Source organism: Citrobacter sp. Cb080, assembly GCF_030334745.1.
Taxonomy (GTDB): domain Bacteria; phylum Pseudomonadota; class Gammaproteobacteria; order Enterobacterales; family Enterobacteriaceae; genus Citrobacter; species Citrobacter braakii.
In genome coordinates this window covers 22319-48078 of record NZ_JAOWDG010000039.1, presented here as the reverse complement: position 1 = coordinate 48078, position 25760 = coordinate 22319, and the positions used below count along the sequence as shown (strand labels likewise).

26 protein-coding genes are annotated in these 25760 nt (G+C 55.4%); 5 read left to right on the top strand and 21 right to left on the bottom strand.

What is annotated here, in order from left to right; genetic code table 11:
- Nucleotides 1–147: 147 nt before the first annotated feature.
- The gene (locus tag OGV38_RS08040) at nucleotides 148–1128 is read right to left on the bottom strand and encodes an IS5-like element ISKpn26 family transposase (RefSeq protein WP_000019450.1); all 981 of its coding nucleotides are present in this window, start codon (nucleotides 1126–1128) and stop codon (nucleotides 148–150) included.
- A 161-nt stretch (nucleotides 1129–1289) separates the two neighbouring features.
- On the opposite strand from OGV38_RS08040, the gene OGV38_RS08035 reads away from it, so the two are divergent.
- Nucleotides 1290–2420 carry a hypothetical protein gene (locus OGV38_RS08035; protein WP_286473156.1) on the top strand — a complete coding sequence of 377 codons (1131 nt, stop codon included), beginning with the start codon at nucleotides 1290–1292 and terminating at the stop codon, nucleotides 2418–2420.
- 73 nt (nucleotides 2421–2493) lie between these two features.
- On the opposite strand, the gene OGV38_RS08030 is transcribed toward OGV38_RS08035, so the two are convergent.
- From OGV38_RS08030 to OGV38_RS08020, 3 genes are read right to left on the bottom strand one after another with little or no spacing between them, the layout of a single operon-like run.
- Nucleotides 2494–3435: an ABC transporter substrate-binding protein gene (locus OGV38_RS08030; protein WP_019077849.1), complete on the bottom strand. Its 942-nt coding sequence runs from the start codon at nucleotides 3433–3435 to the stop codon at nucleotides 2494–2496.
- 29 nt (nucleotides 3436–3464) lie between these two features.
- Nucleotides 3465–4460, bottom strand: coding sequence for an ABC transporter permease subunit (locus OGV38_RS08025; protein ID WP_016155386.1), 996 nt, complete (start codon nucleotides 4458–4460; stop codon nucleotides 3465–3467).
- Nucleotides 4453–5976, bottom strand: coding sequence for a sugar ABC transporter ATP-binding protein (locus OGV38_RS08020; protein WP_016155468.1), 1524 nt, complete (start codon nucleotides 5974–5976; stop codon nucleotides 4453–4455). The genes OGV38_RS08025 and OGV38_RS08020 overlap by 8 nt, the downstream gene beginning before the upstream one ends.
- A 114-nt stretch (nucleotides 5977–6090) precedes the next feature.
- On the opposite strand from OGV38_RS08020, the gene OGV38_RS08015 reads away from it, so the two are divergent.
- Together OGV38_RS08015 and yjdP are read left to right on the top strand one after the other, a co-directional pair.
- The gene (locus OGV38_RS08015) at nucleotides 6091–8355 is read left to right on the top strand and encodes a hybrid sensor histidine kinase/response regulator (protein ID WP_103767214.1); all 2265 of its coding nucleotides are present in this window, start codon (nucleotides 6091–6093) and stop codon (nucleotides 8353–8355) included.
- A 69-nt stretch (nucleotides 8356–8424) separates the two neighbouring features.
- Complete coding sequence (gene yjdP, locus OGV38_RS08010) at nucleotides 8425–8754, top strand: DDRRRQL repeat protein YjdP (RefSeq protein ID WP_016155470.1); 330 nt, start codon at nucleotides 8425–8427, stop codon at nucleotides 8752–8754.
- A 69-nt stretch (nucleotides 8755–8823) separates the two neighbouring features.
- Here yjdP and phnP read toward each other — a convergent pair whose 3' ends face one another.
- The 16 genes from phnP to OGV38_RS07930 all read right to left on the bottom strand — a co-directional run bounded on the left by phnP (nucleotide 8824) and on the right by OGV38_RS07930 (nucleotide 20768).
- Nucleotides 8824–9582: a phosphonate metabolism protein PhnP gene (gene phnP / locus OGV38_RS08005; RefSeq protein WP_286473155.1), complete on the bottom strand. Its 759-nt coding sequence runs from the start codon at nucleotides 9580–9582 to the stop codon at nucleotides 8824–8826.
- Nucleotides 9583–9590: 8 nt separating this feature from the next.
- On the bottom strand, nucleotides 9591–10025 hold the full coding sequence (phnO, locus tag OGV38_RS08000) for an aminoalkylphosphonate N-acetyltransferase (protein WP_016155472.1): 435 nt from the start codon (nucleotides 10023–10025) through the stop codon (nucleotides 9591–9593).
- The gene (gene phnN, locus OGV38_RS07995; RefSeq protein ID WP_016155392.1) at nucleotides 10012–10566 is read right to left on the bottom strand and encodes a ribose 1,5-bisphosphokinase; all 555 of its coding nucleotides are present in this window, start codon (nucleotides 10564–10566) and stop codon (nucleotides 10012–10014) included. The genes phnO and phnN overlap by 14 nt, the downstream gene beginning before the upstream one ends.
- A 2-nt stretch (nucleotides 10567–10568) precedes the next feature.
- A complete protein-coding gene (gene phnM, locus OGV38_RS07990) occupies nucleotides 10569–11705 on the bottom strand; it encodes an alpha-D-ribose 1-methylphosphonate 5-triphosphate diphosphatase (RefSeq protein WP_016155393.1) in 1137 nt (378 codons plus the stop codon).
- Complete coding sequence (gene phnL, locus OGV38_RS07985) at nucleotides 11702–12388, bottom strand: phosphonate C-P lyase system protein PhnL (RefSeq protein WP_016155474.1); 687 nt, start codon at nucleotides 12386–12388, stop codon at nucleotides 11702–11704. The genes phnM and phnL overlap by 4 nt, the downstream gene beginning before the upstream one ends.
- Before the next feature lie 116 nt (nucleotides 12389–12504).
- The gene (gene phnK, locus OGV38_RS07980; RefSeq protein ID WP_003844769.1) at nucleotides 12505–13263 is read right to left on the bottom strand and encodes a phosphonate C-P lyase system protein PhnK; all 759 of its coding nucleotides are present in this window, start codon (nucleotides 13261–13263) and stop codon (nucleotides 12505–12507) included.
- On the bottom strand, nucleotides 13260–14051 hold the full coding sequence (phnJ, locus tag OGV38_RS07975; protein WP_049259807.1) for an alpha-D-ribose 1-methylphosphonate 5-phosphate C-P-lyase PhnJ: 792 nt from the start codon (nucleotides 14049–14051) through the stop codon (nucleotides 13260–13262). Before phnJ ends, phnK begins: the two co-directional genes overlap by 4 nt.
- Before the next feature lie 46 nt (nucleotides 14052–14097).
- Nucleotides 14098–15165: a carbon-phosphorus lyase complex subunit gene (locus OGV38_RS07970; protein WP_137351699.1), complete on the bottom strand. Its 1068-nt coding sequence runs from the start codon at nucleotides 15163–15165 to the stop codon at nucleotides 14098–14100.
- Nucleotides 15165–15749 (bottom strand): phosphonate C-P lyase system protein PhnH, encoded by a 585-nt coding sequence (gene phnH, locus OGV38_RS07965; protein WP_003031824.1) that lies wholly within the window; start codon nucleotides 15747–15749, stop codon nucleotides 15165–15167. The genes OGV38_RS07970 and phnH overlap by 1 nt, the downstream gene beginning before the upstream one ends.
- Nucleotides 15746–16198, bottom strand: a complete 453-nt coding sequence (gene phnG, locus OGV38_RS07960; RefSeq protein ID WP_204566344.1) for a phosphonate C-P lyase system protein PhnG — start codon at nucleotides 16196–16198, stop codon at nucleotides 15746–15748. The genes phnH and phnG overlap by 4 nt, the downstream gene beginning before the upstream one ends.
- Nucleotides 16199–16924 (bottom strand): phosphonate metabolism transcriptional regulator PhnF, encoded by a 726-nt coding sequence (gene phnF / locus OGV38_RS07955; RefSeq protein ID WP_016155397.1) that lies wholly within the window; start codon nucleotides 16922–16924, stop codon nucleotides 16199–16201.
- Nucleotides 16925–16944: 20 nt separating this feature from the next.
- Nucleotides 16945–17724 carry a phosphonate ABC transporter, permease protein PhnE gene (gene phnE, locus OGV38_RS07950; protein WP_016155398.1) on the bottom strand — a complete coding sequence of 260 codons (780 nt, stop codon included), beginning with the start codon at nucleotides 17722–17724 and terminating at the stop codon, nucleotides 16945–16947.
- A gap of 104 nt (nucleotides 17725–17828) precedes the next feature.
- Nucleotides 17829–18845 carry a phosphonate ABC transporter substrate-binding protein gene (gene phnD, locus OGV38_RS07945; protein WP_016155478.1) on the bottom strand — a complete coding sequence of 339 codons (1017 nt, stop codon included), beginning with the start codon at nucleotides 18843–18845 and terminating at the stop codon, nucleotides 17829–17831.
- 80 nt (nucleotides 18846–18925) lie between these two features.
- The gene (gene phnC, locus OGV38_RS07940) at nucleotides 18926–19714 is read right to left on the bottom strand and encodes a phosphonate ABC transporter ATP-binding protein (RefSeq protein ID WP_016155479.1); all 789 of its coding nucleotides are present in this window, start codon (nucleotides 19712–19714) and stop codon (nucleotides 18926–18928) included.
- 132 nt (nucleotides 19715–19846) lie between these two features.
- Complete coding sequence (gene yjdN / locus OGV38_RS07935) at nucleotides 19847–20293, bottom strand: VOC family metalloprotein YjdN (protein ID WP_016155401.1); 447 nt, start codon at nucleotides 20291–20293, stop codon at nucleotides 19847–19849.
- A 139-nt stretch (nucleotides 20294–20432) separates the two neighbouring features.
- The gene (locus tag OGV38_RS07930) at nucleotides 20433–20768 is read right to left on the bottom strand and encodes a zinc ribbon domain-containing protein YjdM (protein WP_003031835.1); all 336 of its coding nucleotides are present in this window, start codon (nucleotides 20766–20768) and stop codon (nucleotides 20433–20435) included.
- A 539-nt stretch (nucleotides 20769–21307) separates the two neighbouring features.
- On the opposite strand from OGV38_RS07930, the gene crfC reads away from it, so the two are divergent.
- Both crfC and OGV38_RS07920 read left to right on the top strand, forming a co-directional pair.
- On the top strand, nucleotides 21308–23665 hold the full coding sequence (gene crfC / locus OGV38_RS07925; RefSeq protein WP_286473154.1) for a clamp-binding protein CrfC: 2358 nt from the start codon (nucleotides 21308–21310) through the stop codon (nucleotides 23663–23665).
- A complete protein-coding gene (locus tag OGV38_RS07920) occupies nucleotides 23662–24555 on the top strand; it encodes a diguanylate cyclase regulator RdcB family protein (protein WP_016155481.1) in 894 nt (297 codons plus the stop codon). The genes crfC and OGV38_RS07920 overlap by 4 nt, the downstream gene beginning before the upstream one ends.
- Nucleotides 24556–24585: 30 nt before the next feature.
- Here the strand turns inward: OGV38_RS07920 and kdgT are convergent, their stop codons facing one another.
- Nucleotides 24586–25584 (bottom strand): 2-keto-3-deoxygluconate transporter, encoded by a 999-nt coding sequence (gene kdgT, locus OGV38_RS07915; RefSeq protein WP_016155482.1) that lies wholly within the window; start codon nucleotides 25582–25584, stop codon nucleotides 24586–24588.
- Between the last annotated feature and the right edge of the window lie 176 nt (nucleotides 25585–25760).

The following is a 25760-nucleotide window of genomic DNA, read 5'->3' as shown; positions in this document are numbered from 1 at the left end:
GGAAGGTGCGAATAAGCAGGTCATTTCTTCCCAAGCTGACTCGCTGATTAAAATTTCGCGGATCTGGGCCGATTTTTTTCCCGCAAACACATCGAATCAGCCTATTTAGGCTATTTTTTCCACCATTTCTGGCGTTATTTCCGGTTTTTACTGAGATCTCTCCCACTGACGTATCATTTGGTCCACCCGAAACAGGTTGGCCAGGGTGAATAACATCGCCAGTTGGTTATCGTTTTTCAGCAGCCCCTTGTATCTGGCTTTCACGAAGCCGAACTGCCGCTTGATGATGCGAAACGGGTGCTCCACCCTGGCACGGATGCTGGCTTTCATGTATTCGATGTTGATGGCCGTTTTGTTCTTGCGCGGATGCTGCTTCAAGGTTTTTACCCTGCCGGGACGCTCGGCGATCAGCCAGTCCACATCCACCTCGGCCAGCTCCTCGCGCTGTGGCGCTCCTTGGTAGCCGGCATCGGCTGAGACAAATTGCTCCTCTCCATGAAGCAGATTACCCAGCTGATTGAGGTCATGCTCGTTGGCCGCGGTGGTGACCAGGCTGTGGGTCAGGCCACTCTTGGCATCGACACCAATGTGGGCCTTCATGCCAAAGTGCCACTGATTGCCTTTCTTGGTCTGATGCATCTCCGGATCGCGTTGCTGCTCTTTGTTCTTGGTAGAGCTGGGTGCCTCAATGATGGTGGCATCCACCAAAGTGCCTTGGGTCATCATGACGCCTGCTTCGGCCAGCCAGCGATTGATGGTCTTGAACAATTGACGGGCCAGTTGATGCTGCTCGAGCAGGTGGCGGAAATTCATGATGGTGGTGCGATCCGGCAGGGCGCTATCCAGGGATAATCGGGCAAACAGGCGCATGGAGGCGATTTCGTACAGGGCATCTTCCATGGCACCGTCGCTCAGGTTGTACCAATGCTGCATGCAGTGAATACGCAGCATGGTCTCCAGCGGATAGGGCCGTCGGCCATTGCCCGCCTTGGGATAAAACGGCTCGATGACAGCGGTCATATTCTGCCATGGCAGAATCTGCTCCATGCGGGAGAGGAAAATCTCTTTTCGGGTCTGACGGCGCTTAGTGCTGAATTCACTATCGGCGAAGGTGAGTTGATGGCTCATGATGTCCCTCTGGGATGCGCTCCGGATGAATATGATGATCTCATATCAGGAACTTGTTCGCACCTTCCCTAATAGTGTTAGTAATCTGGTGTGTGGTGATAATCATTCACGGTATAATATCTTTTCCGTTTTATTATGCGGGTTACCTTGAGCAGTATGGTATGTATAAGTGGAAAAACTGGGCAATACAGGCATTGCCTCTTTTAGACTATTCATCAATTCTCCCGGTGCCTGAACTGGCATTAAAAATTCAGAAACTAGAAGGGGAAGCGCCAGCAGGTTCTGCAACGCCGTTACGAATTGATATCGAAGTTGATTCAATGGATGACGCCAGAGTTGATAAAGTGCTAAGCCGGTTGATAGAACCACTCAAGAATTCTCTTGTCAAAGAGTATCGTCCGTTTAATACCTGGTTGTATGTTAAGGGTGCGGATGACACTATCGGCAATAGTTTCAGGGCGGTACTCGCAAGTCTGGGCATCTCCAGCAATAAGGTCGGAGACGTTAATATTCTTCATGATTGTCCGGATTATTCATTAATCAATGGTTGGGTTGGCCTAAATATTTCTGAAAACAACCTGGTTATTACAGTTGAATTGCACAATAAAAATAATTCTGATTTTTTCGAAAGTGCTAATGCCTTTATTTTTACCAATGCAAAATTGCTTGAAGATAAAGACACACCTTTATATTTATTGCGTATGATGGACAGTACTCCATATTATCTTGATGAAATCGTAAGTGCATATTTATCTGCTCAACAAGTGGATGTGAGTAAAATTAAAAAGATGTGGTTCAACTCACTGGATAAACAGTCAAAATTCGTAATGTTTAGTGGGGTGGAAAACGCAAAAGTGAACATTTTGGCCGATAGTCGATATGAACTGGAAGCCGTTACTGGGCAAAGCACAGAGGTTCAGCGTTGGGTTGTATTGGCGTTGGCTGCGGATGCTGCAAAATATGGTCAAGGACATCAGTTATTCGCCAGTGCATCCGCAGGCACGATTCAAACCGGAATAATAACTGCTAAATATCCAGGATGTTGGCCTGCACTTGGTAAGCTCGATTTCGGGAATTATTGGAAAATCATAATTGTTTGCGCAATTATTTTATGGGGTATAGGGTTTGTAAGTCTCGTGCCAACGGAAATGTTCAATAATCATCCCTGGTATACGTTTACTCCTTTAGTTATCGGCATTCTGGTTATTTATACGGCAATTATGATTTATTCTTTGATAGTGAGTCAAAATATAGAGCGGGAAATGGATATTTATTACTCTCAGTTTTTATGAGGTAAGCGCCCTGACGGGCGCTCATACTTCTTTTACTCTCTTTGCGGCAGGAGAGCATCAGTCGGTTAAGGGGTTATTTCACCGTCCAACCCTTATAGCTGCCGACGTTGTTTTTATCGATCATCGTCACCGGGATCAGTACGGGCTCTTTCGGGGCGGGTTTCCCCTGCAATATGTCATAGCCGATTTCGACCGCTTTGGCAGCCATCACCTGCGGATCTTGTGCAGGCGTCGCCACAAATAGTGAGTTTTCCCGCTTCAACGCTTCTTCAGCGTCTGGCGATCCGTCTACGCCGACAATAAAGAATTCGCTACGTTGTGCCTGTTTTGCCGCCAGATCGGCACCGATCGCTGTAGGATCGTTAATGGCGAATACGCCGTCGATCTTCGGATTCGCCGCCAGCAGCGCGGTCATGATCTCCAGTCCGCCTTCGCGACTGCCTTTGGCGTTTTGGTTATACGACAGCACCTTGATATCCGGGTGGCGTTTAAACTCGGTCTGGCAGCCTTCGACGCGGTTCTGGACGGCGGAAACCGGCGGCCCGTTGATAATGACGACGTTGCCTTTCCCTTTCAGACGGTCGGTAATGTATTTACAGGCCATTTCACCCGCCTGGGTGTTATCGGAGGTAATGGTCGCATCTGCGCCTTCCGCCGCTACGTCAACGGCAACCACCACAATCCCTGCGTCTTTCGCGCGTTTTACCGCTGGGCCGATGCCTTTGGAGTCGGCGGCGTTAAGAATAATCATGTCGACCTTGGCGGCAATAAAGTTGTCGATTTGCGACACCTGTTGTCCCAGATCGTAGCCGCTGGAAACCAGCGTCACTTTAACGCTATCACCCGCCAGTTTGCGTGCTTCCAGCTCCGCGCCTTTGGTGATCTGCACGAAGAACGGGTTGGCCAGATCGCCCACCGTAACGCCGATCGATTTCAGTTCTTTTGCCTGCACAAACGGAGCTGCAGCAAGCAGTGCGCCAGCACAGAGCGCGGTGACTAAGGGCTTCAATCTCATGCTGTATTCCTCGAAGTAAGATGTTGTTGTTATGCACTTTGATGGTGTCGGGTACGGTATTTGTCGATCAGTACCGCTATGATGATCACCGCCCCTTTGATCACCAGTTGCCAGAAATAGGAGACGCCCATCAGCGTCATGCCGTTATTGAGCGTGGCGATAATCAACGCCCCTACCAGCGTGCCGGTGATGGTACCGATCCCCCCAACAAAGCTGGTACCGCCGAGGATCACCGCCGCGATGGCGTCCAGCTCGTAACCCATGCCTAAGTTGCCGTTGGCGCTGTATAGCCGCGAGGCGCTCATCACCCCGCCAAGACCTGAGAGCACACCGCTCATGCCGTAGACGAACAGCAGCACCAGCCACACTTTGATACCGGTTAAACGAGCGGCCTGCATATTGCCGCCGACCGCATAAATATGAACGCCGAGTGTGGTGCGCCTAAGAATGAACCAGCACATCACCACCACCGCCAGCGCAATGACCACTAGCCACGGAACCGGGCCAAGATAGTTGTTACCGATCCACTCAAAGCTGATATTGGAATTGATCACCGTCGTGCCGTCGGCCAGCAGATAGGCCGCGCCGCGCAGCGCCGTATACGTTCCAAGCGTGACGATAAACGGTGGCAGTCCGGCAAAAGCAACCAGCGCGCCGTTAAACAACCCCAGCACCAGACCGAGCATCAGCGCCGCCGGAATCGACAGCATGGCAAACTCAGGGATCAGCGAAACGACCATAGCCGCGACGGCGGTGGTGCCGAGAATCGAGCCAACCGAGAGGTCGATCCCGCCGGTCAAAATAATGAAGGTCATGCCAGCCGCCAGCACGATGTTGATCGACGCCTGGCGGGTTATATTCAACAGGTTGCTTTCGGTAAAAAAGTTTGGCGCGATAAAGCCAAACACCGCCACTATCAGGATGAGAATCGGCAAGATGCCGACCGTTTGCATCAGATCGCTCATCAGCAATTTTTTCGCGGAGGCGGATTTCGCCACCTGCTGGGGAGTGGTTGGATTATTCATGGGACACCGCCTGGTGATGGGAGTCGTTCACGCCGGTTGCCAGCGTCATAATATTTTCCTGGGTAATACTTTGCCCGTTCAGCTCACCGGCAATGCTGCCTTCCCGCATGACGTACACGCGATCGCTCATACCGACAACTTCCGGCAATTCGCTGGAGATCATCAGGATCGCCACGCCTTTGCGCGCCATGTCGTTCATGATCCGGTAGATCTCGCTTTTGGCGCCAACGTCTACGCCGCGCGTGGGTTCATCGAGGATCAAAATGCGTGGGCCGATCGCGACCCAGCGAGAAATCAGCAGCTTTTGCTGATTACCGCCGGACAGCCCGCCCGCGCGTACCTGGGCGTGCGGAACGCGGATGTTGAGCAATTGGATGGCGTCATCGGAAATAGCCTGCGCCTTTTTGCGATCGAGCATGCCCCAGTTGGCGTCACGTTCCAGCGTCGCCATGGTGATGTTCTCTGCTGCCGCCAGCTCTAAAAACAATCCCTGCTCTTTGCGGTTTTCCGTCAGAAAGCCAATGCCGTGGTCAATCGCTTCGCGAGGGGAGTGGATCACCACCGGTTCACCGTCTACTTCAATCATGCCGCCGATGGCTTTACGCACGCCAAAAATCAGCTGAGCCAGTTCAGAACGCCCGGCGCCGACTAACCCGGCAAGGCCGACGATCTCCCCGGAGCGCACCAGTAAACTGCACGGCTGGACTTTATGGCCGTCGGTCAGGTGGTGGACGTTGAGGCGCGCTTTACCTAAGGGAATATCGCGCTCTTTGTTGAACAAATCGCTTAACGGTCGGCCCACCATCATGCGCACCAGCTCAGAGGCGTTGAGTTTGTCTCGGGTCAGGCTGCCTACATATTGCCCGTCGCGCAGAACGCTGACGCGGTCCGAGAGTTCATACACCTCCGCCATGCGGTGGCTAATGTAGATAATCGCCATCCCCTCATCGCGCAGGCGCATGATCAGTTCAAACAAGCGGTGGGTTTCACGTGAGGAGAGGGCGGCAGTGGGTTCATCCATCACCAGAATGCGGCTGTTACGGTGCAGGGCGCGGGCGATTTCCACCTGCTGCTGTTCGGCGATGGTCAACGTCATCACGCGATCGCTGGCCTTAAACTGGGCGCCGAGCCGGTCGATGACTTTTTGCGACTGCATCACCATCTCTTTACGTTGGACCAGACCGCCGCGCGACAGCTCGCTGCCAAGAAAGATATTTTCCGCCACCGTCAGGTTCGGCGCGAGCTGCATCTCCTGGTAAATCAGCGTGATGCCTGCGCTGAGCGCGTCTTTTGGCCCGCGAATGTGAAACGGCTGACCGTCGATCAGGATCTCACCGCTGGTGGCGGTATACGCGCCCGCGAGGATCTTCATCAGGGTACTTTTCCCCGCGCCGTTCTCACCCATCAGGGCATGAATCTCACCCGGCCAGACCGTTAAATCGACCCCTTTCAGCGCGTAAAATTTACCAAACGCTTTGGCAATGTTGCGCATCTCCAGAACCGGTGTCCTGCTCATAGCGGATCTCCTGTGGGGTGGCCGATATCAGCAGTCCATCACAGGAATGTAAATGCAAAATGTCAGAAGCCGTTCATATTTGTCATATTGCGATTTTTCTTCACGGAGCGTGATATGCCGCAACCAGGACGTCACTTTTTCGCCAGTGCGCGCGGACGATTGCTGTTCTTCAATCTGCTGGTGGTGACGGTCACGCTGATGGTAAGCGGTGTGGCGGTGCTGGGGTTTCAGCATGCCAGTCAAATCCAGGAACAGGTACAGCAGCAAACCGTTGACGACATGACCGGCAGCATGAACCTGGCCCGGGATACGGCGAACGTGGCGACGGCGGCGGTGCGGCTGTCGCAGGTGGTCGGCGCGCTGGAATACAAAGGTGAAGCGGAGCGGCTGCAGGAGACGCAACGGGCGCTGAAGCATTCGCTGGAACAGCTGGCTACCGCGCCGTTGGCGCAGCAGGAGCCGGCGCTGGTCGAGCGTATTATCCAGCGCAGCCAGGAGCTACAAAGCAGCGTGGAAGGTATGCTGCAGCGCGGGCAACGGCGACATCTGGAACGTAACGCCCTGCTCAGTTCGCTGTATCAGAATCAAAGTTATTTACGTCATCTGCAAAAGCTGACCGGCGCGCAGGATGACGTGCTGCTGGGGCAGATAGACCGCTTAATTGTTGCCGCCATTGAAACACCCACGCCGCGTTCGGTGGTGAAACAACTGGACGGCGTGATGCCCGCGCTGCCTGTGCAAAATAGCAATCCGCTGATTACCAACATCCTCACCGACTTCAACCAGGAGTTGCATAAGCTGGAGCCGCTCTCTTCTGCGCTTGAGCAGAGTGATTTGGCGATCAACTGGTATATGTTTCATATCAAAGCGCTGGTGGCGATCCTCAACAGCGATATCAACCGGTATGCTTCGCAGGTGGCGCTGATCTCCGAACAGCGGGTGGCGCAAAGCCATCAGGAACTGCAATCCGGCGCGTTGTTTATTTTGGTGTTTGCGCTGTTGGCGGTGGTGATCACCGGTTTTGCCGGCTGGTATATCTACCGTAACCTCGGTTCTAACCTGACGGCCATTTCGCGGGCGATGACCCGGCTGGCGCATGGTGAATCGGACGTTAGCGTCCCGGCCCTACAGCGGCGCGATGAGCTGGGCGAACTGGCCCGCGCCTTTAGCGTCTTCGCCCGTAATACGGCATCGCTGGAGCACACCACCCGACTGCTAAAAGAAAAAACCAGCCAGATGGAAATCGACCGCACCGAGCGCCAGGGGCTGGAGGAAGCGCTATTGCACAGTCAGAAACTGAAGGCGGTAGGGCAACTGACGGGCGGATTGGCGCATGATTTCAATAACCTGCTGGCGGTCATTATTGGCAGCCTGGATCTGGTGAACCCAGACTCTCCTGACGCGCCACGGGTCAATCGGGCGCTAAAAGCCGCCGAGCGCGGGGCGCTCCTTACCCAGCGGCTGCTGGCCTTTTCGCGCAAACAGTCGTTGCATCCCCATGCGGTGGAGCTGAAAACGCTGCTGGAAAATTTGGGCGAACTGATGCGCCACTCTCTTCCGGCTACGTTGACGCTGGAGATTGAAGCCCAGTCTCCCGCCTGGCCCGCGTGGATTGATGTCAGCCAACTGGAGAACGCCATTATTAATCTGGTGATGAATGCCCGTGACGCCATGGACGGGCAGGCGGGCACGATTAAAATCCGTACCTGGAATCAGCGGGTCACGCGCAGCGATGGGCGTAAGCAGGATATGGTGATGCTGGAAGTTGCCGACCAGGGAAGCGGGATGTCGCAGGAGGTGAAAGCTCAGGTCTTCGAGCCGTTTTTCACCACCAAACAGACCGGCAGCGGCAGTGGGCTGGGGCTGTCTATGGTCTACGGTTTTGTGCGCCAGTCCGGTGGCCGCGTGGAGATTGAAAGCGCACCTGGGCAGGGAACGACGGTCAGATTGCAGCTTCCTCGCGCGGTTGTGCCGGTGCAGACACCGGTGGAGACAATCGCACAGCACACCCCGACTCGCGGTGAAAAACTGGTGCTGGTTCTCGAAGATGAAGCCGATGTGCGCCAGACGTTATGTGAGCAATTACACCTGCTGGGCTACCTGACGTTAGAGGCCGCCAACGGCGAACAGGCTATGCATATGCTGGCGGCTTCATCCGAGATTGATATTTTTATCAGCGACTTAATGCTGCCCGGCGGTTTAAGCGGTGTGGATGTGATTAATCATGCGCTGGCACATTATCCACAACTGAACATCCTGCTGATTAGCGGCCAGGATTTACGTCCGGCGCATAACCCGGCGCTGCCAGATGTGGCGTTATTGCGTAAGCCCTTCACCCGGGGAGAACTGGCGCAGGCGCTGCGGCATTCGCGTAATTGAGATTCCTCCGCTACCCGCGCAAATACGCTTTGATTACCGTGGGGCGAGTTTCTTGATGAGGCTAGTTTTATGCAACGCTCCGCGACATTCTTACTTTTCACTCTGCTGATGATGACCACCGTATCGGCGCAGGCGGATATTATCGATGACGCCATCGGCAATATTCAGCAGGCAATTAACGACGCATACAAACCGGACAGCGGGCGGGATTATGACGACTCTCGTGATGAAAGCTGGCAGCGACAGATGAGTGACGATCGTCGCAGGCAGTATGATAATCGCCGCCGCCAGTTTGAAGACCGCCGCCGCCAACTGGATGACCGCCAGCGCCAGCTCGATCAGGAACGGCGTCAGTTAGAAGACGAAGAGCGCAGAATGGAAGAAGATTATGATCGTTAGCGCAATCTTTCGCTGGCAAGGTTATAGGGAGCAGAGACCTGTTAACAAGTGTTTTAGTGCGATGTAAACCTACCTCAGCACAATCTCCATTCCGTCATACCCGGCTTCAAGCCCTGTCGGTAGCGGATTCTCCATCATCCACAAATCAAACTGATGACTGATATGTGTCAGGATCACCCGTGGGCAGCGGATAACCTCGTTCAAGGCGATAACGGTATTTACATCGCTGTGATTGCGCGGCGGCTCGGTGTGCGGGGCGTGGCTGCAGTCGATGATAATCACCTGAGGCTGGTTATTGTGGAGAAACTTCAGCGTCTTGTCGGGAAGTCCGGCGGTATCGGAGAGCCACGCCACGCGGCTGTGCGCGGTCTCCAGCAGATAGCCAAACGTCAGCTTTGAATGGTTGAGCGGGAGTGGCGTCACCTGCAACCCTTGCAGGTTAAACACCACGAATGGCGCGACGGTATGGCTAAAATCGAGGATGCCAGGGTGCTTAAACAGATCGTCGCATCCCTGTTCATCCGGCGGACCGTACACCGGGATAGTCGCCCCCACGCCCCAGCGCAGCGGAAACAGCTCCTGCACGTGATCCATATGGTAGTGGGTGAGCAGAAACTGCTGGAAGCTGCCTGCTGGCCAGTCGTCCATCAGATGCGGGATCCCCGCGTCCAGCAGCGTCAGCGCATTGTTAAATTTGACCACCCCGCTACAAGGGCGTCGACGGTATTGCGCCTGTAAGCGTGCTCGTTGGCAGGCCGCACAGTCACAGCCAAATGCCGGCACCAGTTGCGCGCCGCCGGTTCCCGTCAGCGTAATGGTCAGACTCATGGCTCCCCCTACAACGGTTTGGTGAAGCGAAAATGGCTCATGGTATAGCCTTCGCGCTGGTAAAAGCGGTGCGCGTCAAGGCGTTGGGTACTGGTAGAAAGCTCGGTTATTTCTGCGCCCGCTTCGCGCGCGGTGGCTTCAGCCCAGGTCAGTAACTGACTACCCACTTTTAGTCCTCGCGCCTGTGGCATCACCACCAGTTCCTGGATCTCGCCAATCCAGTTGGCGTGGTGCAGATGAAACTGCAGGTGCAGACCGATCAAGCCGACGACCTGTCCGTCGAGCAGCGCCAGCTGGTAGTGCATATTGGGATCTTGCAGATTTGCGGCGTAGCCGGCGCTAAAGGCCTGCAGGTCGAATTGGCCCTGTTTCAACTCACAGATAAGCGCGTAAACCGCATCGGTATCGTATAGCGTGGCGCGGCGTAATTCACAGACAGACATGTTTCTTCTCCTTGCGTCCCATCAGGGTGAGCAGTGTATCGACAGACTGTAGCAAACTTCCATCATTGTTCAGGACGTGGCAGTCATACGGCGTGTAGCGCGCCGCGCGTTCAAGGCGGGCAGCGATTTCCGTTTCGCTCTCCCGTCCACGTGCCTGCAGGCGCTGGCGTAAAATGGCCGGGGAAACCTGTAAGCAAATGGGAAGTAAAGAAGCGCCGTAACGGGCCTGCGCCTGGGGCAGATGCGCGCGCGAGCCGTTGACCACCACATCAAAACCGGCGTGCAGCCAGAGGTCAATCTCTACGCCGACGCCGTAATAGAAGCCGTTGGCGTGCCAGCTCAGCGCCAGCAGGTTCTGCCCGGCGCGGGTAAAAAACTCTGGTTCGCTGAGGGCAATATGGTTTTCATTCCCTGCGTTGGCGGCGCGGGTGATGTAACGGTGCGCCACCAGCAGTTGCGCAGGTTCCTGCTGGCGAAGTTCTGCCAGTAGACTGTCCTTACCGGAGCCGGACGGCCCCATCAGCCAGATCAGTTTCCCCATAGTCAGAATACCCTTTTGCCCTGACGCCAGACGTGGTCGATATGGATGTGATCGCCTTTGCGATGCGCCAGCACCAGATCCGCGCGTTTACCTTCGGCTACAACGCCACGATCGTCGAGATTTAATGCCCGCGCCGGATTGCGGGTCACCAGACGAATGGCCTGCGGCAGCGTAAAGCGGTTGGCGTCATCGTCTGCCACGCGGAATGCCGCATCGAGCAGGCTGGCGGGGTAGTAGTCGGAGGAGAGAATATCCAGCAGCCCCAGCTCAGCCAGCTTATGCGCTGCAACGTTGCCGGAGTGAGAACCGCCGCGCACGATGTTGGGCGCGCCCATCAGCACGTTCATGCCATGCTGGCGCGAGGCCTCTGCGGCGGCAAAGGTAGTAGGAAATTCGGCGATCACGCTGCCAAGTTGATGCGATTCCAGCACATGATCGCAGGTGGCATCGTCATGGCTCGCCAGCGCTATCTGGCGCTCACGACACATCTGAGCAATCGCCGTGCGGTTGGGTTGCGACCAACGTGCAGCCAGAGCTAACTGTTCTTCTTCGTAGCGGGCCATTTGCTCGTCGGTAAGTGAATACTTGCCCTGATAGTACTCGCGGTACTTCTCGCGATTGGCAAACTGACGCTGGCCGGGGGAGTGGTCCATCAGCGATACCAGCGTCACCGGCTCACGACTGACCAGTTTTTCAAACAGCGGTAGGGTGGTGTGATGCGGCAGCTCGCAGCGCAAATGCAGGCGGTGCTCGGCGCGATTGACCCCGCGCTTTTGCGTCTCTTCCACCGCGTTGATCATCTTCTCGAGATTTTCCAGGCGGTCGCCACCGTCGCGCACATCGCCAATCGCCACCGCGTCCAGCACGGTGGTAATGCCGCTGGCGACCATCAGCGCGTCGTGGCTGCTCATCGCCGAGTGGGCGGGCCAGTCTACCTTCGGGCGCGGGGTGAAAAACTTGTCGAGATTGTCGGTATGCAGCTCGATAAGCCCTGGCAGCAGCCAGCCGCCTTCTCCGTCCATCGCTTGGGCCAGTTGGCTCTGACTTTCGGCAAAGGCGCGGATCGTTCCGCCCTCAATTTCCAGCGATCCTTGCACCACTTCATCTTCCAGCACCAGCTTTACATTATTGATAATCATGCTGTTGTTCCCATCAGGTGCAGGCGATCCGCGACGCGGTCGCGCACGGTTTGATCGTGAAAAATGCCGACAATTGCCGCGCCGCGGGCTTTCGCTTCTTCAATCAATGCGACGACGGCGGCGCTGTTTTTGGCGTCCAGCGAGGCGGTGGGCTCATCGAGGAGTAGAATCGGGTAATCGACGATAAACCCTCGGGCGATATTGACGCGCTGCTGTTCGCCCCCGGAAAACGTCGACGGCGCCAGATGCCACAGCCGCTCCGGCACGTTCAGGCGGGTAAGCAGGTTAGCCGCTTTGGCTGCGCACTCCTCGCGCGACACGCCGAGATCCAGCAGCGGCTGCATCACCACATCCAGCGCAGAAATCCTTGGGATCACGCGCAGGAACTGGCTTACCCAGCCGATGGTTGAACGGCGAACTTCCAGCACTTTACGCGCCGGAGCCTGCACCAGATCGACCCATTCGTCGCTGTGGCGGATGTGGATGTGTCCTTCATCCGGCAGGTAGTTGGCGTACAGCGAACGCAGCAACGTGGATTTGCCGCTGCCAGAGTGACCGTGCAGCACCACGCATTCGCCGTTTTTAACTTCCAGCGTGGCGTCTTGCAGCACTGGCAGACGCACGCCGTTTTGCTGATGCAGTACAAAGGTTTTACTGACGTTTTCAACGCGGATCGCGTTCATTTTTAGCCTCTTTAAGCATTTTTGCGTTCGATTGCCTGATGGCGCTTCGCTTATCAGGCCTACAACCGATGCCGATCCGTAGGCCGGGTCGCGAAGCGCCACCCGGCAAGACAAAATCAGTTTTGCAAAACAGATGACACCAGCAACTGGGTATACGGATGATGCGGATCGTCGAGTACGCGGTCGGTTAACCCACTTTCCACCACCTGACCCTGCTTCATCACCAGCAAACGGTCGGCCAGCAGGCGCGCTACGCCCAGATCGTGGGTGACAATAACCACTGCCAGATCCAGTTCCACCACCAGGCCGCGCAGCAGGTCCAGCAGTTTGGCCTGTACGGAAACGTCCAGACCGCCGGTGGGCTCGTCCATAAACACCAGTTTGGGATGGGTGACGAGGTTGCGGGCGATCTGCAGTCGCTGCTGCATGCCGCCGGAAAAGGTGGTTGGCAGGTCGTCGATACGCGAGGCCGGGATCTCCACTTCCTCCAGCCAACGCTGCGCGGTGGCACGGATGTCGCCGTAGTGGCGCGCCCCGGTGGCCATCAGGCGTTCGCCGATATTGCCGCCAGCGGAGACCTGACGGCGCAGGCCATCCAGCGGATGCTGATGCACCACGCCCCATTCGGTGCGCAGCAGACGGCGACGGTCGGCCTCGTTCATGCCGTACAGCGAACGGTTCTGATACAAAATCTCACCGCTCTGCGGCGTTAGCCGTGAAGAGATCGATTTCAGCAGCGTGGTTTTGCCGGAACCGGACTCGCCGACGATACCCAGCACTTCGCCAGGCCACAGGTCAAAAGAGACATCGCTGAAGCCCTTGCCCGGCGCGTAGAGATGGGTCAGGTTGTTGACTGAAAGCAGCGGTTGCGTCATTTGCTGAGGGCCTCACTCTGTTGGCGGCAGTAGTCGGTGTCGGAGCAGACAAACATGCGTTTGCCGGTGTCATCGAGCACCACTTCATCGAGATAGCTGTGGGTTGAGCCACAGATGGCGCAAGGCTCATCCCAGCTCTGCACGGTAAACGGGTGATCGTCGAAATCGAGGCTTTCCACGCGGGTGTAAGGTGGAACGGCATAGATGCGTTTTTCGCGGCCTGCGCCAAACAGTTGCAGGGCCGGCATCATGTCCATCTTCGGATTGTCGAATTTTGGAATTGGCGACGGGTCCATGACGTAGCGGTCGTTAACCTTCACCGGATAGGCGTAAGTGGTGGCGATATGGCCGAAGCGGGCGATATCTTCATACAGTTTCACCTGCATGATGCCGTACTCTTCCAGCGCGTGCATGGTGCGGGTTTCCGTTTCGCGCGGCTCGATAAAGCGCAACGGCTCGGGGATCGGGACCTGAAAGATAATGATCTGGTCTTCCACCAGCGGCGTTTCCGGGATGCGGTGGCGGGTCTGGATCAGCGTCGCGTCTTCCGTGCGCTCGGTGGTGTTCACCCCAGTCACGCGTTTAAAGAAGTTGCGAATCGACACGGCGTTAGTGGTGTCATCCGCGCCCTGGTCAATTACCTTCAGCACGTCCGGCTCGCCAATCACGCTGGCGGTGAGCTGAATACCGCCGGTTCCCCAGCCGTAGGGCATCGGCATTTCACGTCCGCCAAACGGTACCTGGTAACCGGGGATCGCCACCGCTTTCAGAATCGCGCGGCGAATCATGCGTTTGGTCTGCTCATCAAGATACGCAAAGTTGTAGCCGGAGAGGTTAGTGGTCACGGGTGGCCTCCTGTTGCAGGCGTTTGAGCAGTTCCAGCTCGGCCTGGAAATCGACGTAATGGGGAAGTTTGAGGTGCGAAACAAAACCCGCCGCCTCGACGTTATCCGCATGCGCCAGCACGAACTCTTCGTCCTGCGCCGGTCCCGTGACCGATTCATCGTATTCGGCTGCCTGTAGGGCGCGGTCCACCAGCGCCATCGCCATCGCTTTACGTTCGCTCATGCCGAACACCAGCCCGTAGCCGCGGGTAAAATGGGGGGATTCGTTTTCTGGCGCGACAAAACCGTTGACCATTTCACATTCGGTCATCAGCAGTTCACCGACGTTCACCGCAAATCCCAGCTCTTCCGGTACGGTTTCCAGTGCCACATAGCCGCTGCGAATTTCGGCGGCAAACGGGTGATTGCGCCCGTAGCCGCGTTGGGTGGAGTAGGCCAGCGCCAGCAGATATCCCTCATCGCCGCGCATCAATTGTTGCAGGCGTGAAGCGCGTGAACAGGGGTAAACCGGTGGCGTGCGGGTAATGTCGTCGGGCGTGGCACCATCATCCTCTTCACGCTTTGCCAGTCCCTGGTTGGCCAGCAGGGAAAAGACGTGCGGAGAGGCGTCCTGCGCGTCGTCTGCGCTGCGCAGGGGTGGCGTTTCGCCATTGGCCAGCAGGGTAAAATCCAGCAGGCGATGGGTGTAGTCATAAGTGGGACCTAACAACTGCCCGCCGGGAATATCCTTGTAGACCGCAGAGATTCGGCGCTCAAGGCGCATTTCTGCACTGTTAACCGGCTCGCTGACCGCCACCTTTGCCAGCGTAGTGCGGTAGGCGCGGAGCAAAAAGATGGCTTCGACGTTATCGCCGCTGGCCTGCTTCAGCGCCAGCGCGGCCAGTTCGCGGTCGGCGATACCGCCTTCGGTCATCACCCGGTCGACGGCCAGGTTCATCTGTTGTTCGATTTGCGCCACGCTCAGTTCAGCAATGGTCTCATTGCCCCGGCGTCGGTTTTCCTGCAGGGCGTGGGCGTTGGCTATCGCCTTTTCGCCCCCTTTGACGGCGACGTACATCAGCACACCTCCACATGGGTAGTTCGCGGAATAGCCAGCAGGCGTTCGCCGCAGGTGAGGATCAGGTCGACCCCCAGCGGGAACGGATGCGGGCGTTCGGTGAGTTCGTGAATCAGGCATTCCGGTAGCTGTGGCGCGATCATGCGCTCTTCAGCGATACCGGCGCCGGTCAGACGCAGCATGCGTCCACCGCTTAAGCCAGAGACCTGCACAATCAGCGTGGCGCTGGTTTCTGGCGCGACGGCGGAACCAGCGGAGAGGGCGTTAAGCTGTTCGCTGCTGATGCGTTCGTCGGCGACGGCAAAGGCCGCCAACTGCGGCTGATCCACCAGCGGCGCGTTGGTGTGAAAACGCAGATTCTGCCGGGCGATATCGTTATCCATCGACGGCGCAAGCCAGACCGGCGTGTCGCCATCGACCAGGGTCAGTAGCACGCTGGTGGTTGCCAGGCCCAGTGGCTGCCAGCCGTGTTTCAGTTGATGCAGGGCGACGATCACGCCCGGCTCACTCATGGCCTTCAGCAGGCGACGAAAGCTCTGCTGAGCATCCTGAACGGGTAAATTAAAAGCGGTTTGTAAGGTCATGCATTATCTCCGCGTACCAGCGTGAAGAAGTCGACCCGGCTGGCGTTGACTTCGGCACGGCGTGCGCTAATCAGCGCATCGCGTTCCGCTTCCAGCGGGGCAATTAAGGTTTCCATTAGGCTCTGGAAATGCGTTTGTTCCTGCAGCAGCGCGTCAATGACCGCGCACTGCTCGGCGTGTTGTTTGTTGCGTCCCAGCAGGTAGCTGTAGCCCAGCGTGCCGCTCTTCAGGCGTACCACTGCGCGGGTAAGCGTGGTATCACCGGCAAAGAAGCGGTTGCCGGTGCCGCCCATGCGAGCCTGGAGCTGCATCAGTCCGCTTTCCGGTGCGCGGATAAGTTCATAGTCTGGCGTCAGTTTGAGCGCGTGGATGCGGGTGTTCAGGGCATCGGCATTGCTGTAAGCCAGCGCGCGCATCCAGCGCTGGCGGGTAGCGGTATCGAAATGCATTCAGTGCTCCATAGTGAATTCAATCATGTCGGCGCGGGTCAGGCTGACGGAGTATTCCGCCGCGTGTTCTTCGCCTTCACGGTGGTTCAGGGTGCGCACGCACAGCAGCGGCGCCATATTGGGGATTTCCAGCACTTTGCTCTCTTTAGCCTGTGCGCGGCGGGCGCTGATGCGCGTTTGTGTGCGCAGGAGCGTCAGACCGGACTGTTCGCGCAGGTAGTCGTGCAGTGAGCCGTTGTTAAAGCCCTGCAGCAGCGGCCATAGCGTGAGGTCGGAAAAATAGTGGTCGATCTGGCACAATGCGATACCGTTTACCCGACGCAGGGTGCGCAGATGAATCACGTTATCGCCCTCGTTAATGCTGAGCGCATCGGCAATGTGGCTGGAGGCCGGGCGCAGCACCGCCAGCAGTTTTTCGCTGGTGGGATGGCTGCCCTGGTCCAGCAGGTTCTGGCTAAAGCGCGCCTGAGCATTAAGCGGGTAATCGAATGGGCGCATCAGCACCAGTACGCCGATGCCCTGGCGACGCTGGACCCAACCACGCTCAACCAACTGGTCAATAGCGCGGCGCAGGGTGTGGCGGTTTACCTCGTAGCGCGCGGCAAGCTGATGCTCGGCGGGCAGATAGTCACCGCAGCGATAATGATGACGAAGCTCCTGCTCAAGTCTCGCGGCAATTTCCTGATAACGCGTTGGATAACTGGTCGGATGTGTAGACAAGTGCATAGCAATCAATGCCTCGCTAATCAGATAAAGTGCTTACGCAAACGCTGGGAAAGGAAATCCAGCAGGCTGACGGTGACGATGATTAACACCATCAGGGCGCAGGTTTGCTGGAACTGAAAGCCGCGAATCGCCTCCCATAAAGTCACGCCAATACCGCCCGCACCCACCATTCCGACCACCGTGGCCGAGCGAACGTTGGATTCAAAGCGATACAGCGAGTAGGAGATAAGCAGCGGCATGACCTGTGGCAGAACGCCGTACAGAATCTCTTCAATTTTGTTGGCCCCGGTGGCGCGAATGCCTTCTACCGGACCTGGCTCAATGGCTTCTACCGCTTCCGAAAGCAGCTTGGAGAGCACCCCGGTGGTGTGGATAAACAGTGCCATTACCCCGGCGAACGGACCTAAACCCACGGCGACCACGAACAGCATGGCGAAGACCATTTCATTGATGGCGCGGCAGGCGTCCATCAGGCGACGCATCGGCTGGTAAATCCACCACGGTACGAGGTTATCGGCGCACATCAGGCCAAAGGGAATCGACAGCACAACGGCGAGGGCGGTACCCCAGACGGCAATTTGCAGGGTGACGGCCATTTCACCGAGATAGTCCTGCCACTGACTGAAGTCTGGCGGAAAGAAGTCGGCGGCGAAGGTCGCCATATTGCCGGAATCCTGGATCAGCGTGAGCGGAGCCATTTCGGCACCTTTCCACGAGACCACCAGCACGGCGAGAAGAATGGCCCAGCTCAGCAGTGAGAACCAGCTACGTTTGGGCGGGGCGACGGTGATGGTTTGCATGTTTAGCTCCGTGCGTAGGTTATCGCCGGATGGCAGCGTTTACGCCTTATCCGGCCTACAGAACATCGTCTGCCCGGTAAGCGAAACGCCACCGGGCATCAGGTTTACTGCACCGCTTTAGTCACGCTGGTCATGGCGCCCAGGGCGGCGGTCAAACGGTCAAGGTCGTCGAGCTGCGCTTTCAGCGCCGAGGTTTTGCTGCTTTTCTCTTCCTCGTTCAACCCTTTGTTGCCCTTCACGCCCTGCATCTCTTTAAACAGCGCCAGTTGCCGAATCGGTACCAGTTGTAGGTCGCTGGAGGCACGGAACGGTGCCCATCCCAGGCGTTCCAGGACGGTTTTCTGTTCCGGCGTTTTGCCGTAATTCATAAAGAAGTCGTACACCTTGTCCTTGGTGGTTTCGGAGAGGTTTTTGCGCCAGACGATCGGATCGCCCGGGATCAGCGGTGACTTCCAGATAACCTTCAGCTCTTTCAATTTTTCCGGCGCGGAGGTTTTCAGCTTGTCGAGGTTTTCGGTGTTGTTGGTGGCGACATCGACCTGTTTGTTGGCGACGGCCAGCGCGTTGGTTTCGTGTCCGGCGTTAACGGTGCGTTTGAAGTCGCTGGCGGAGATGTTGTTTTTGGCGAAGACGTAGTAACCGGGGACGAGGAAGCCTGACGTTGAGTTGGGATCGCCGTTGCCGAATGTCAGATCCTTACGTTTGGCGATCAGATCGTTCAGGTTGTTGATCGGACTGTCTTTGTTAACGATCAACACGCTCCAGTATCCCGGGGAGCCGTCGGCAGCGACGGTTTGGGCAAACACTTGTCCATTAGCGCGATCTACCGCTTCCATTGCCGAGAGGTTGCCGTACCAGGCGATATCAACTTTGTTAAAACGCATTCCCTGAATGATCCCGGCGTAGTCCGGGGCGAAGAAGGCGTTCACTTTCACGCCCAACGATTTTTCCATGTCCTTCAGGAATGGTTCCCACTGTGGCTTCAGGTTTTGCTGTGATTCGGTCGAAATAATGCCAAAGTTCAGCGCTTTTTCTTGCTCTTCGGCCTGCGCCGGGCTGAACAAGGTGCTGATGCTGAACATGCTGGTAAAGGCCAGCGCGGCAACGGTCTTATAGCTCATGTTGTTTCCTTAATTAGTCTTTGTTCCAGGCTATTTCACTTGCCAGCCTGGCTGCGCCAATAACACCTGGTTTTTTAGAACTATGCAGCCTGCGCGTTCTTTTCGACGCGGTTCATGCTGCGGTAGAGATGGTCAAAACGATCGTTATCAAAATGCTGACTGCTGCCATCAAAGAAGACGTTGCCCTGACGAAGCGCGACAATGCGTTCGCAGTAGCGCAGGGCGTAATCCACCTGATGCAGCGTGACGACCACGGTGATGCCGTCGGTCTGGTTAATGTCGCGTAGGGTGTCCATCACGATGCGTGCGGATTCCGGGTCCAGCGAGGCTATCGGCTCGTCGGCAAGGATCACTTTGGCTTGCTGCATCAGCGCGCGGGCAATCGCCACGCGCTGCTGTTGCCCGCCCGAAAGCGTGGAAACGCGCTGGTATGCAAAGTGCGCCATGCCAACGCGGGTCAGCGCCTGTAATGCACGCTGTTTCTGTTCCTGGCTAAACCAGCTAAAACAGGTGCGCCAAAACGGCGTGCTGCCGAGTGCGCCAATCAGGACGTTTTCCAGTACCGTCAGGCGGTTAACCAGATTGAACTGCTGGAAGATGTAGCCGGTGTGGGCGCGGCTTTTGCGGATATCGCGCGCCAGGCGGCCTTCATGTTGAACGGTACGACCCAGCAGTTCGACGTGGCTACCCGGGGATTTATCACCGACGATCAAACCGCTTAAATGACGTAAAAGGGTGGATTTGCCGGAGCCAGACGGCCCAAGCAGAGCCACCATCTCACCGGAACAGATGTTCAGATCAACCGCATTGAGCGCCTGATGTTGATTGAAGGACTTGGAGAGTTTTTCGACGCGAATAATCGTTTGCATGATGCGGCCTCCCTTAAAAAGTGGCCCCATCGTGGCGGATCAATGTGACGTTTTCGTTAAGGGATGGTTACTTGGTGATGAAGAGTTGAGCGATTTTTGATGACAGTACGGGAGGGCTGGCCTCCCGTTGGATTACTCTGTAGGTTGCTGCTGTTTGACGACGTTGATCATCCACGGCACGCCATACCGATCGCTCACTTTACCGAAACCATGAGCCCAGAAGGTTTCCTGCCAGTCCATTTCGATTTTTCCGTTTGCTGCCAGGTTATCAAACCAGCGTTTGCCTTCGTCGACGTTTTGCGTGTCGAGTACCAGTGTAAAGCCAGAGTAGTGGGCATTTCCGTCGGGGGCGCTATCGCTCATCATGATGTCGCTGCCCGCAACGCGCAGGTTGGCGTGGGCAATGGCGGTATCGGGGAATTTCATGCCTGAAGGGCAACCCTCTTCGCTGTTCTGCGCCGGTTTGGGCATTTCACCGAAGTTGATTTTGTAGAGTAGCTCAGCGCCTAATGTTTTTTGGTAGTAGGCGATAGCATCAGCGCAGTTGCCTGCGAAGGAGATATAGGGACTTAACGGCATAATCTTTACCTCAGGTAAAAGAAACCAGTTAAGTGTAGTTATCGTCTGCAAAAATAAGCCAGGCGGGAAGTATGAGCTTCCCGCCTGGCAGATGAGCTGGCATCGGCCTGATTGACGTAGCGCCATCAGGCAATTTGCATCAGTTCTTTTTCACAAACTCAGATTTCAGCTTCATTGGGCCAAAGCCATCGATTTTGCAATCGATGTTGTGGTCGCCTTCAACCAGACGGATGTTCTTCACTTTGGTCCCGATCTTCAACATGGAAGAGCTACCTTTTACCTTCAGGTCTTTCACTACGGTAACGCTGTCGCCGTCAGCCAGCAGGTTGCCGTTGGCATCTTTAACGATCAGTTCGTCGCTGTCCTGAGCCGGTTCAGCATCGTTCCATTCGTGAGCGCATTCCGGGCAGATGAACATGCCGTTATCTTCGTAAGTGTATTCGGAGTTGCATTGTGGGCAGTGTGGTAATGACATGTGGATTTCCTCAAAAGTCAGCAGGGGCAAATGCGCCCAAAAATGGCAGATTGCCGAAAAAGGCCGCAATTATACATAAAATCCCTGCTTTTGTCGGGACTACTGCGTGATTATGCAAAATGATCTGCTGTAAAGACCCTTTGCTTTTACCTCAATGAAAGTATGGCGGAATATTTTTTAAGGGAAATTGCTACGCTTAGGTATTTAAGATAAGGTGAGGCGAAATATCTGATATTCATAGGTAACGTTGCTTACGGATGCCTAAGCCATTGTGATTGAATATCATTGACCCCCTTAATTTTAGTAGGGGGATTACGCGGGTATTTTTTAAAACTGAACTACGCTGTTTATCTTTCTTACTTATTACATAAGTGAGAGGCATCCGGCCAGCGGTTATACGCCAAATTTATTTTAATAATATCAGTTGGTTGTTTTGATTTTAATTATTTCTACACGTAATTATAAAAGCCAAAAAATCTATAAATAAAACGATTGGGCTAAATAAAAGTAATGCCATTTGCGTTAAGGAAGAATTTTCCATGCACACACAGACAATATATGAATTAAGTCAGGAAGCGGAACGCTTGCTGATGCTCTCGCTTGAACATCTCAGGCAATTGCAAAAATTGCCTATGACGTCGTTGGATGATGTCGCGCTAAAACAAGGAGAGCATAGCAGACAGGTGGTTCAGCCTCTGCATTTCAGCGTGCGTGGCATGGATGTCCAGCAGGCAACGCTCAATAATGAACTGCGTAAGATTACGCGTCTGGAAATGGTGCTGGCGATTGTCGGTACCATGAAAGCGGGAAAATCGACGACGATTAACGCGATTGTGGGGACCGAAGTTTTACCTAATCGTAATCGTCCCATGACGGCGCTACCAACGTTAATTCGCCATACGCCGGGGCAGAAAGAGCCGGTGTTGCATTTTTCACATGTCACGCCTATCGATGCCTTAATGAAGGTTTTACAGCAGCGCGTGCGCGAGTGCGATCGCCAGCGTCTTACGCAGACCCTGGAAATTGATAAGGATATGAATGTTCTGCTGCAGCATATTGAAAACGGCGTGGCATTTGAGCGGTATTACCTTGGCGCACAGCCTATTTTCCATTGCCTTAAAAGTCTGAATGACCTGGTGCGTTTGTCAAAAGCGCTGGAAGTGGATTTTCCTTTTGCCGCCTATGCCGCGATTGAGCATATTCCGGTTATCGAGGTCGAATTTGTCCATTTGGCCGGTCAGGCGAGCTATCCTGGGCAATTAACCCTGCTGGATACGCCGGGGCCGAATGAGGCCGGGCAACCGCACTTGCAAAAGATGCTGAATGAACAGCTGGCGCGGGCTTCTGCGGTACTGGTGGTGATGGATTACACCCAACTGAAATCGATTTCCGATGAAGAAGTGCGCCACGCGATCATGGCGGTCGGCAAGTCAGTGCCGCTGTATGCGCTGGTGAACAAATTCGATCAGAAAGACCGCAACAGTGACGATGAAGAGCAGGTGCGGGCGTTAATTTCCGGCACGCTGATGCAAGGCGGGATTGCCCCGGAGCGAATCTATCCGGTTTCTTCGATGTGGGGGTATCTGGCGAACAGGGCGCGTCATGAGCTGATGACTCGCGGGCGGCTGCCGGATCACCAGGTGCAACGTTGGGTACAGGATTTTGCCGAAGCGGCGCTTGGCCGACGCTGGTGCACCAACGATCTTGAGGATACGGAGCACATCCGCCATGCAGCCGATCTGTTGTGGGAGGATTCACTGTTTGAGCAGCCGATCCAGAAAGTGATTCATGCCGCTTACGCCAATGCTTCGCTGTATGCGCTACGCTCAGCGTCGCATAAGTTATTGAACTATGCGCAAAGCGCGCACGAATATCTGGAGTTTCGCGCCCATGGGTTAACGGTTGCCTATGAAAAACTGCGGCTGAACATCACGCATATTGAAGAGGATATGCAGCAGTTAGAAGTGAGTCAGGGGTGGGTGAGTGATGAAGTCAGTCATGAGGTCGAGCTGGCGCTGGAGGCTGCCGCGGCCTATCTCAATGAGCAACAGACTGAGATTCTGTGCGGCATCAACACGTTCTTTATCAAAGAAAATGTCCTGATGATGTCACAACATGGCCAGGGGGCTGGCGTTTCCTCGGCAGAAATGGCCGGAGAAATGCTGGTGTTGCACGATGAAGGGCAGGCGAAAATCGTGCTGGATAAAATGCGCTCGTCCTGTGAAGTTGTCTTGCTGGCAGCGCAGGAAAGCATCAGCCGGGATTTAGCTCTGCGCTTTGAACAGCTTGAGTCGACGCTGTCCCGGGCGCTAAATGACGCCATGCGCCCCATTGAGCAGCGGGTGAAAGAGGAGCTGAACCACGCTGGTTTTCGTGCGCGGATCCGTTTTCCGGCGTTTCATGCGGCGATGTTTAACTTCAACACTCGCCAGTTGTTCAACGAGGCCATTGAGCAGGATATTCCGGCGGAAAATGCGCCGTCAACTGGCGGTGTGGTGCGTGATACCTTCTCTCGCTGGTTGAATCAGCCCAACTGGGGATGGAATGAGTACGTCGAAACAAAAACGCGTTATCTCATTGATATGGGCGCACTGCATAAGAACCTTGTGCACTATGTCACCCAGTTTTGCCAACAAATTCGTAAAGCTTTAGCTGCGCAGGTCGATATTTCCGTTACGGCAGGCATGGCCACGTTTTTTGCTGATTTTTCACTGTGTTTGACGCAATTACAGGCGAGCCTGCGTGAGAGTCTGACCCTGCGCCAGCAAAATGAATCTGCGGTGAATGCCTTGAACGAACAACTGCAGCATCGCATTACGACTGCGGCATGGCTTTATGAAGATTCCCGCTTGCTGCGCGACGATATCAATACCCTTTTTGCAACCGAGCACACATGACTAACGTGTTACTGGAAGGCCCCGGGCGGACGCTGGAGTGTGTCTACCCGAAGTTTATGGTCGATCTGGTTCAGGGAGATGAAACCAAACGTTCCGGTGGTTTTCTGCAACAGCAGCAGCGGCTGCGTGCGCGTCTGACGCAGGAGGTGCTATCCCAGACGCAACTGCGAGCATGGGTGTTGGCAGGTGTGTCCAGCGAGCATCTGGTGATGCGTCTAAAACTGGTGGAAAAACTGGCGGGCATGATCGATCCGGGCCATCTGGCGCTGGTACGGATCGCCGAAGGGTTGATGTTTTTACAACAAACCGAACACCCGCGTGGACTCTCCACGCCTGGTCTTCTGCAGCAGATAAATTCACTCGCTGACTGGTTTACCCAGCGCGGCGCTTATAAAGAGAAGGCGGTGACGCAACGCGGCCTGACGGTGCAAGCGGGCGAACATAGCGAGCAAATTTTTACCCGCTGGCGGGCTGGCGCGTATGACGGCTGGTCGTTACCTGGACGCTGTTTTGTGGCGTTAGAGGAGCTGCGTTGGGGAGCCTTTGGTGACGCCTGCCGGTTAGCAAATGCCGATGTGGTGTCAATGCTAAAAGACAACCTGCGAACGATGGCTGCTCAGGCGCTGGCAGACAGCGTGAATGCGGCCCCCGCCACGCGTCATTACTATCATCATTGGCTCAGCACGCCGGTTGTTGGCGGCTCGGCTGAGCACAACGATATGTTGAGCTGGCTCGGGGACTGGTGCGATGCGCAGCGTCATCCGGTGAGCTGGTCGGTGACGCAGCGTTGGCAAAATGTGGCGTTGGGCATGCCGAGATTGTGTTCGGCGAAGCGGCTGGTTGATGCGATGGTTGAGGAGATTTTTGCACCGTTCCCGCTCATCAATTGAGCAGGAACGGTGAGTGGGATAAAGGCAGGTTTAGTGGTGCAGTGAGTCTGCCGGGGTAGCCGCCGTCTCATTGACGACCGGGTTTTTATTAAAACGTTTGGCATACAGCGCGGTGATAATCGGCACCAGAATCGCGGTGACTATCACGCTGGCGGCAACCAGCGCCGTAGCGGATGCGGCAACCGGTTCAAATGCCGGGTTAATCTGGGCGATAATCACCGGGTTTGCCACTGCAGCGCCTGCCGCAGAAGAGGCTGCTACGCCTGCCGTACCGTTCCCGCCACCAATAACGCGGTCAGCAATAATCAGCGGAATACCGGTGATGACGATAACCGCGACGCCCAGCAGGATGCCCAGCAGACCCGTATCAACGATGACGCTCAGGTTAATCGTGTTGCCCAGCGCGAAGCCGAAGAACGGGATCAGCACCGGCGTGGCTTTGCTGAAGAAGGAACGCAGATCGTGATCCAGGTTACCCAACGCAAAACCAATCAGGAACGGTAATACCGCGCCGACAAAATGGTGTGGTTCGAAGGAAGCCAGACCCGCGGAGCCGAGGATCACCATGGTCATTAACGGACCGGATTCCAGAGACATCAACACAAATGCGCCAGACTCTTCTTTGGTTCCGTACTGGTTCATCAGGCTGGCGTACAAACCGCCGTTGGTCATGTCCATCGCTGAAACAATTGCCAGTACCGAAAGACCGGCAAAGAACCCGGTTTGAATACCGGTATCAGGAATAAATGAAGCAGCAATCATTGCCACTACCCATGCCACGGCTATTTTAGTTAATACCAGTGTGCCGGATTTGCGTAATACCGTGCCGGTTGCCCGTAAATCAATAGATGCACCGATACAAAAAAACCACACTGCCAGAATCGGCACCGTTCCGCTGATCATTCCTTTGGTAAACGAACCGAAATACGCGCCGGTATCCGGAGCTAACGTATTTAACACTGCGCCTAATAACAAAGGAATCAACATCATTCCGCCAGGGATGCGTTCAATCGTGGCTTTAATTTTCATAAGCGTCCTCATCTCTTGTCGCAGGTAATACACGCGCAAGGAAATAAAAATTAATAAATTCAAGTGTTTACTGTTGTTTCTTAACAAAGAAAACAGCTATCTCTTTGTTTTATAAAATCTAACACGGCATACGTTGAGCGTGTTGCTGCTCCCAGGGATATTGCGTCTGGAATTAG

Excerpts from the sequence above, each read along its gene's own strand:
- phnL (WP_016155474.1), bottom strand. The coding sequence starts at position 12,388 with ATGAACGCGATCCGCGTTGAAAACGTCAGTAAAACCTTTGTACTGCAT.
- OGV38_RS08015 (WP_103767214.1), top strand. The coding sequence starts at position 6,091 with ATGCCGCAACCAGGACGTCACTTTTTCGCCAGTGCGCGCGGACGATTG.
- kdgT (WP_016155482.1), bottom strand. The coding sequence starts at position 25,584 with ATGAAAATTAAAGCCACGATTGAACGCATCCCTGGCGGAATGATGTTG.
- OGV38_RS08035 (WP_286473156.1), top strand. The coding sequence starts at position 1,290 with ATGTATAAGTGGAAAAACTGGGCAATACAGGCATTGCCTCTTTTAGAC.
- OGV38_RS07930 (WP_003031835.1), bottom strand. The coding sequence starts at position 20,768 with ATGTCATTACCACACTGCCCACAATGCAACTCCGAATACACTTACGAA.
- OGV38_RS08020 (WP_016155468.1), bottom strand. The coding sequence starts at position 5,976 with ATGAGCAGGACACCGGTTCTGGAGATGCGCAACATTGCCAAAGCGTTT.
- phnM (WP_016155393.1), bottom strand. The coding sequence starts at position 11,705 with ATGATTATCAATAATGTAAAGCTGGTGCTGGAAGATGAAGTGGTGCAA.
- yjdN (WP_016155401.1), bottom strand. The coding sequence starts at position 20,293 with ATGCCGTTAAGTCCCTATATCTCCTTCGCAGGCAACTGCGCTGATGCT.
- OGV38_RS08025 (WP_016155386.1), bottom strand. The coding sequence starts at position 4,460 with ATGAATAATCCAACCACTCCCCAGCAGGTGGCGAAATCCGCCTCCGCG.
- OGV38_RS07970 (WP_137351699.1), bottom strand. The coding sequence starts at position 15,165 with ATGTACGTCGCCGTCAAAGGGGGCGAAAAGGCGATAGCCAACGCCCAC.
- yjdP (WP_016155470.1), top strand. The coding sequence starts at position 8,425 with ATGCAACGCTCCGCGACATTCTTACTTTTCACTCTGCTGATGATGACC.
- phnC (WP_016155479.1), bottom strand. The coding sequence starts at position 19,714 with ATGCAAACGATTATTCGCGTCGAAAAACTCTCCAAGTCCTTCAATCAA.
- phnE (WP_016155398.1), bottom strand. The coding sequence starts at position 17,724 with ATGCAAACCATCACCGTCGCCCCGCCCAAACGTAGCTGGTTCTCACTG.
- OGV38_RS08040 (WP_000019450.1), bottom strand. The coding sequence starts at position 1,128 with ATGAGCCATCAACTCACCTTCGCCGATAGTGAATTCAGCACTAAGCGC.
- phnF (WP_016155397.1), bottom strand. The coding sequence starts at position 16,924 with ATGCACTTGTCTACACATCCGACCAGTTATCCAACGCGTTATCAGGAA.
- phnO (WP_016155472.1), bottom strand. The coding sequence starts at position 10,025 with ATGTCTGTCTGTGAATTACGCCGCGCCACGCTATACGATACCGATGCG.
- OGV38_RS08030 (WP_019077849.1), bottom strand. The coding sequence starts at position 3,435 with ATGAGATTGAAGCCCTTAGTCACCGCGCTCTGTGCTGGCGCACTGCTT.
- phnP (WP_286473155.1), bottom strand. The coding sequence starts at position 9,582 with ATGAGTCTGACCATTACGCTGACGGGAACCGGCGGCGCGCAACTGGTG.
- phnG (WP_204566344.1), bottom strand. The coding sequence starts at position 16,198 with ATGCATTTCGATACCGCTACCCGCCAGCGCTGGATGCGCGCGCTGGCT.
- phnJ (WP_049259807.1), bottom strand. The coding sequence starts at position 14,051 with ATGATTCGCCGCGCGATTCTGAAAGCGGTGGCGATCCCCGGTTACCAG.
- phnD (WP_016155478.1), bottom strand. The coding sequence starts at position 18,845 with ATGAGCTATAAGACCGTTGCCGCGCTGGCCTTTACCAGCATGTTCAGC.
- crfC (WP_286473154.1), top strand. The coding sequence starts at position 21,308 with ATGCACACACAGACAATATATGAATTAAGTCAGGAAGCGGAACGCTTG.
- phnH (WP_003031824.1), bottom strand. The coding sequence starts at position 15,749 with ATGACCTTACAAACCGCTTTTAATTTACCCGTTCAGGATGCTCAGCAG.
- OGV38_RS07920 (WP_016155481.1), top strand. The coding sequence starts at position 23,662 with ATGACTAACGTGTTACTGGAAGGCCCCGGGCGGACGCTGGAGTGTGTC.
- phnK (WP_003844769.1), bottom strand. The coding sequence starts at position 13,263 with ATGACGCAACCGCTGCTTTCAGTCAACAACCTGACCCATCTCTACGCG.
- phnN (WP_016155392.1), bottom strand. The coding sequence starts at position 10,566 with ATGGGGAAACTGATCTGGCTGATGGGGCCGTCCGGCTCCGGTAAGGAC.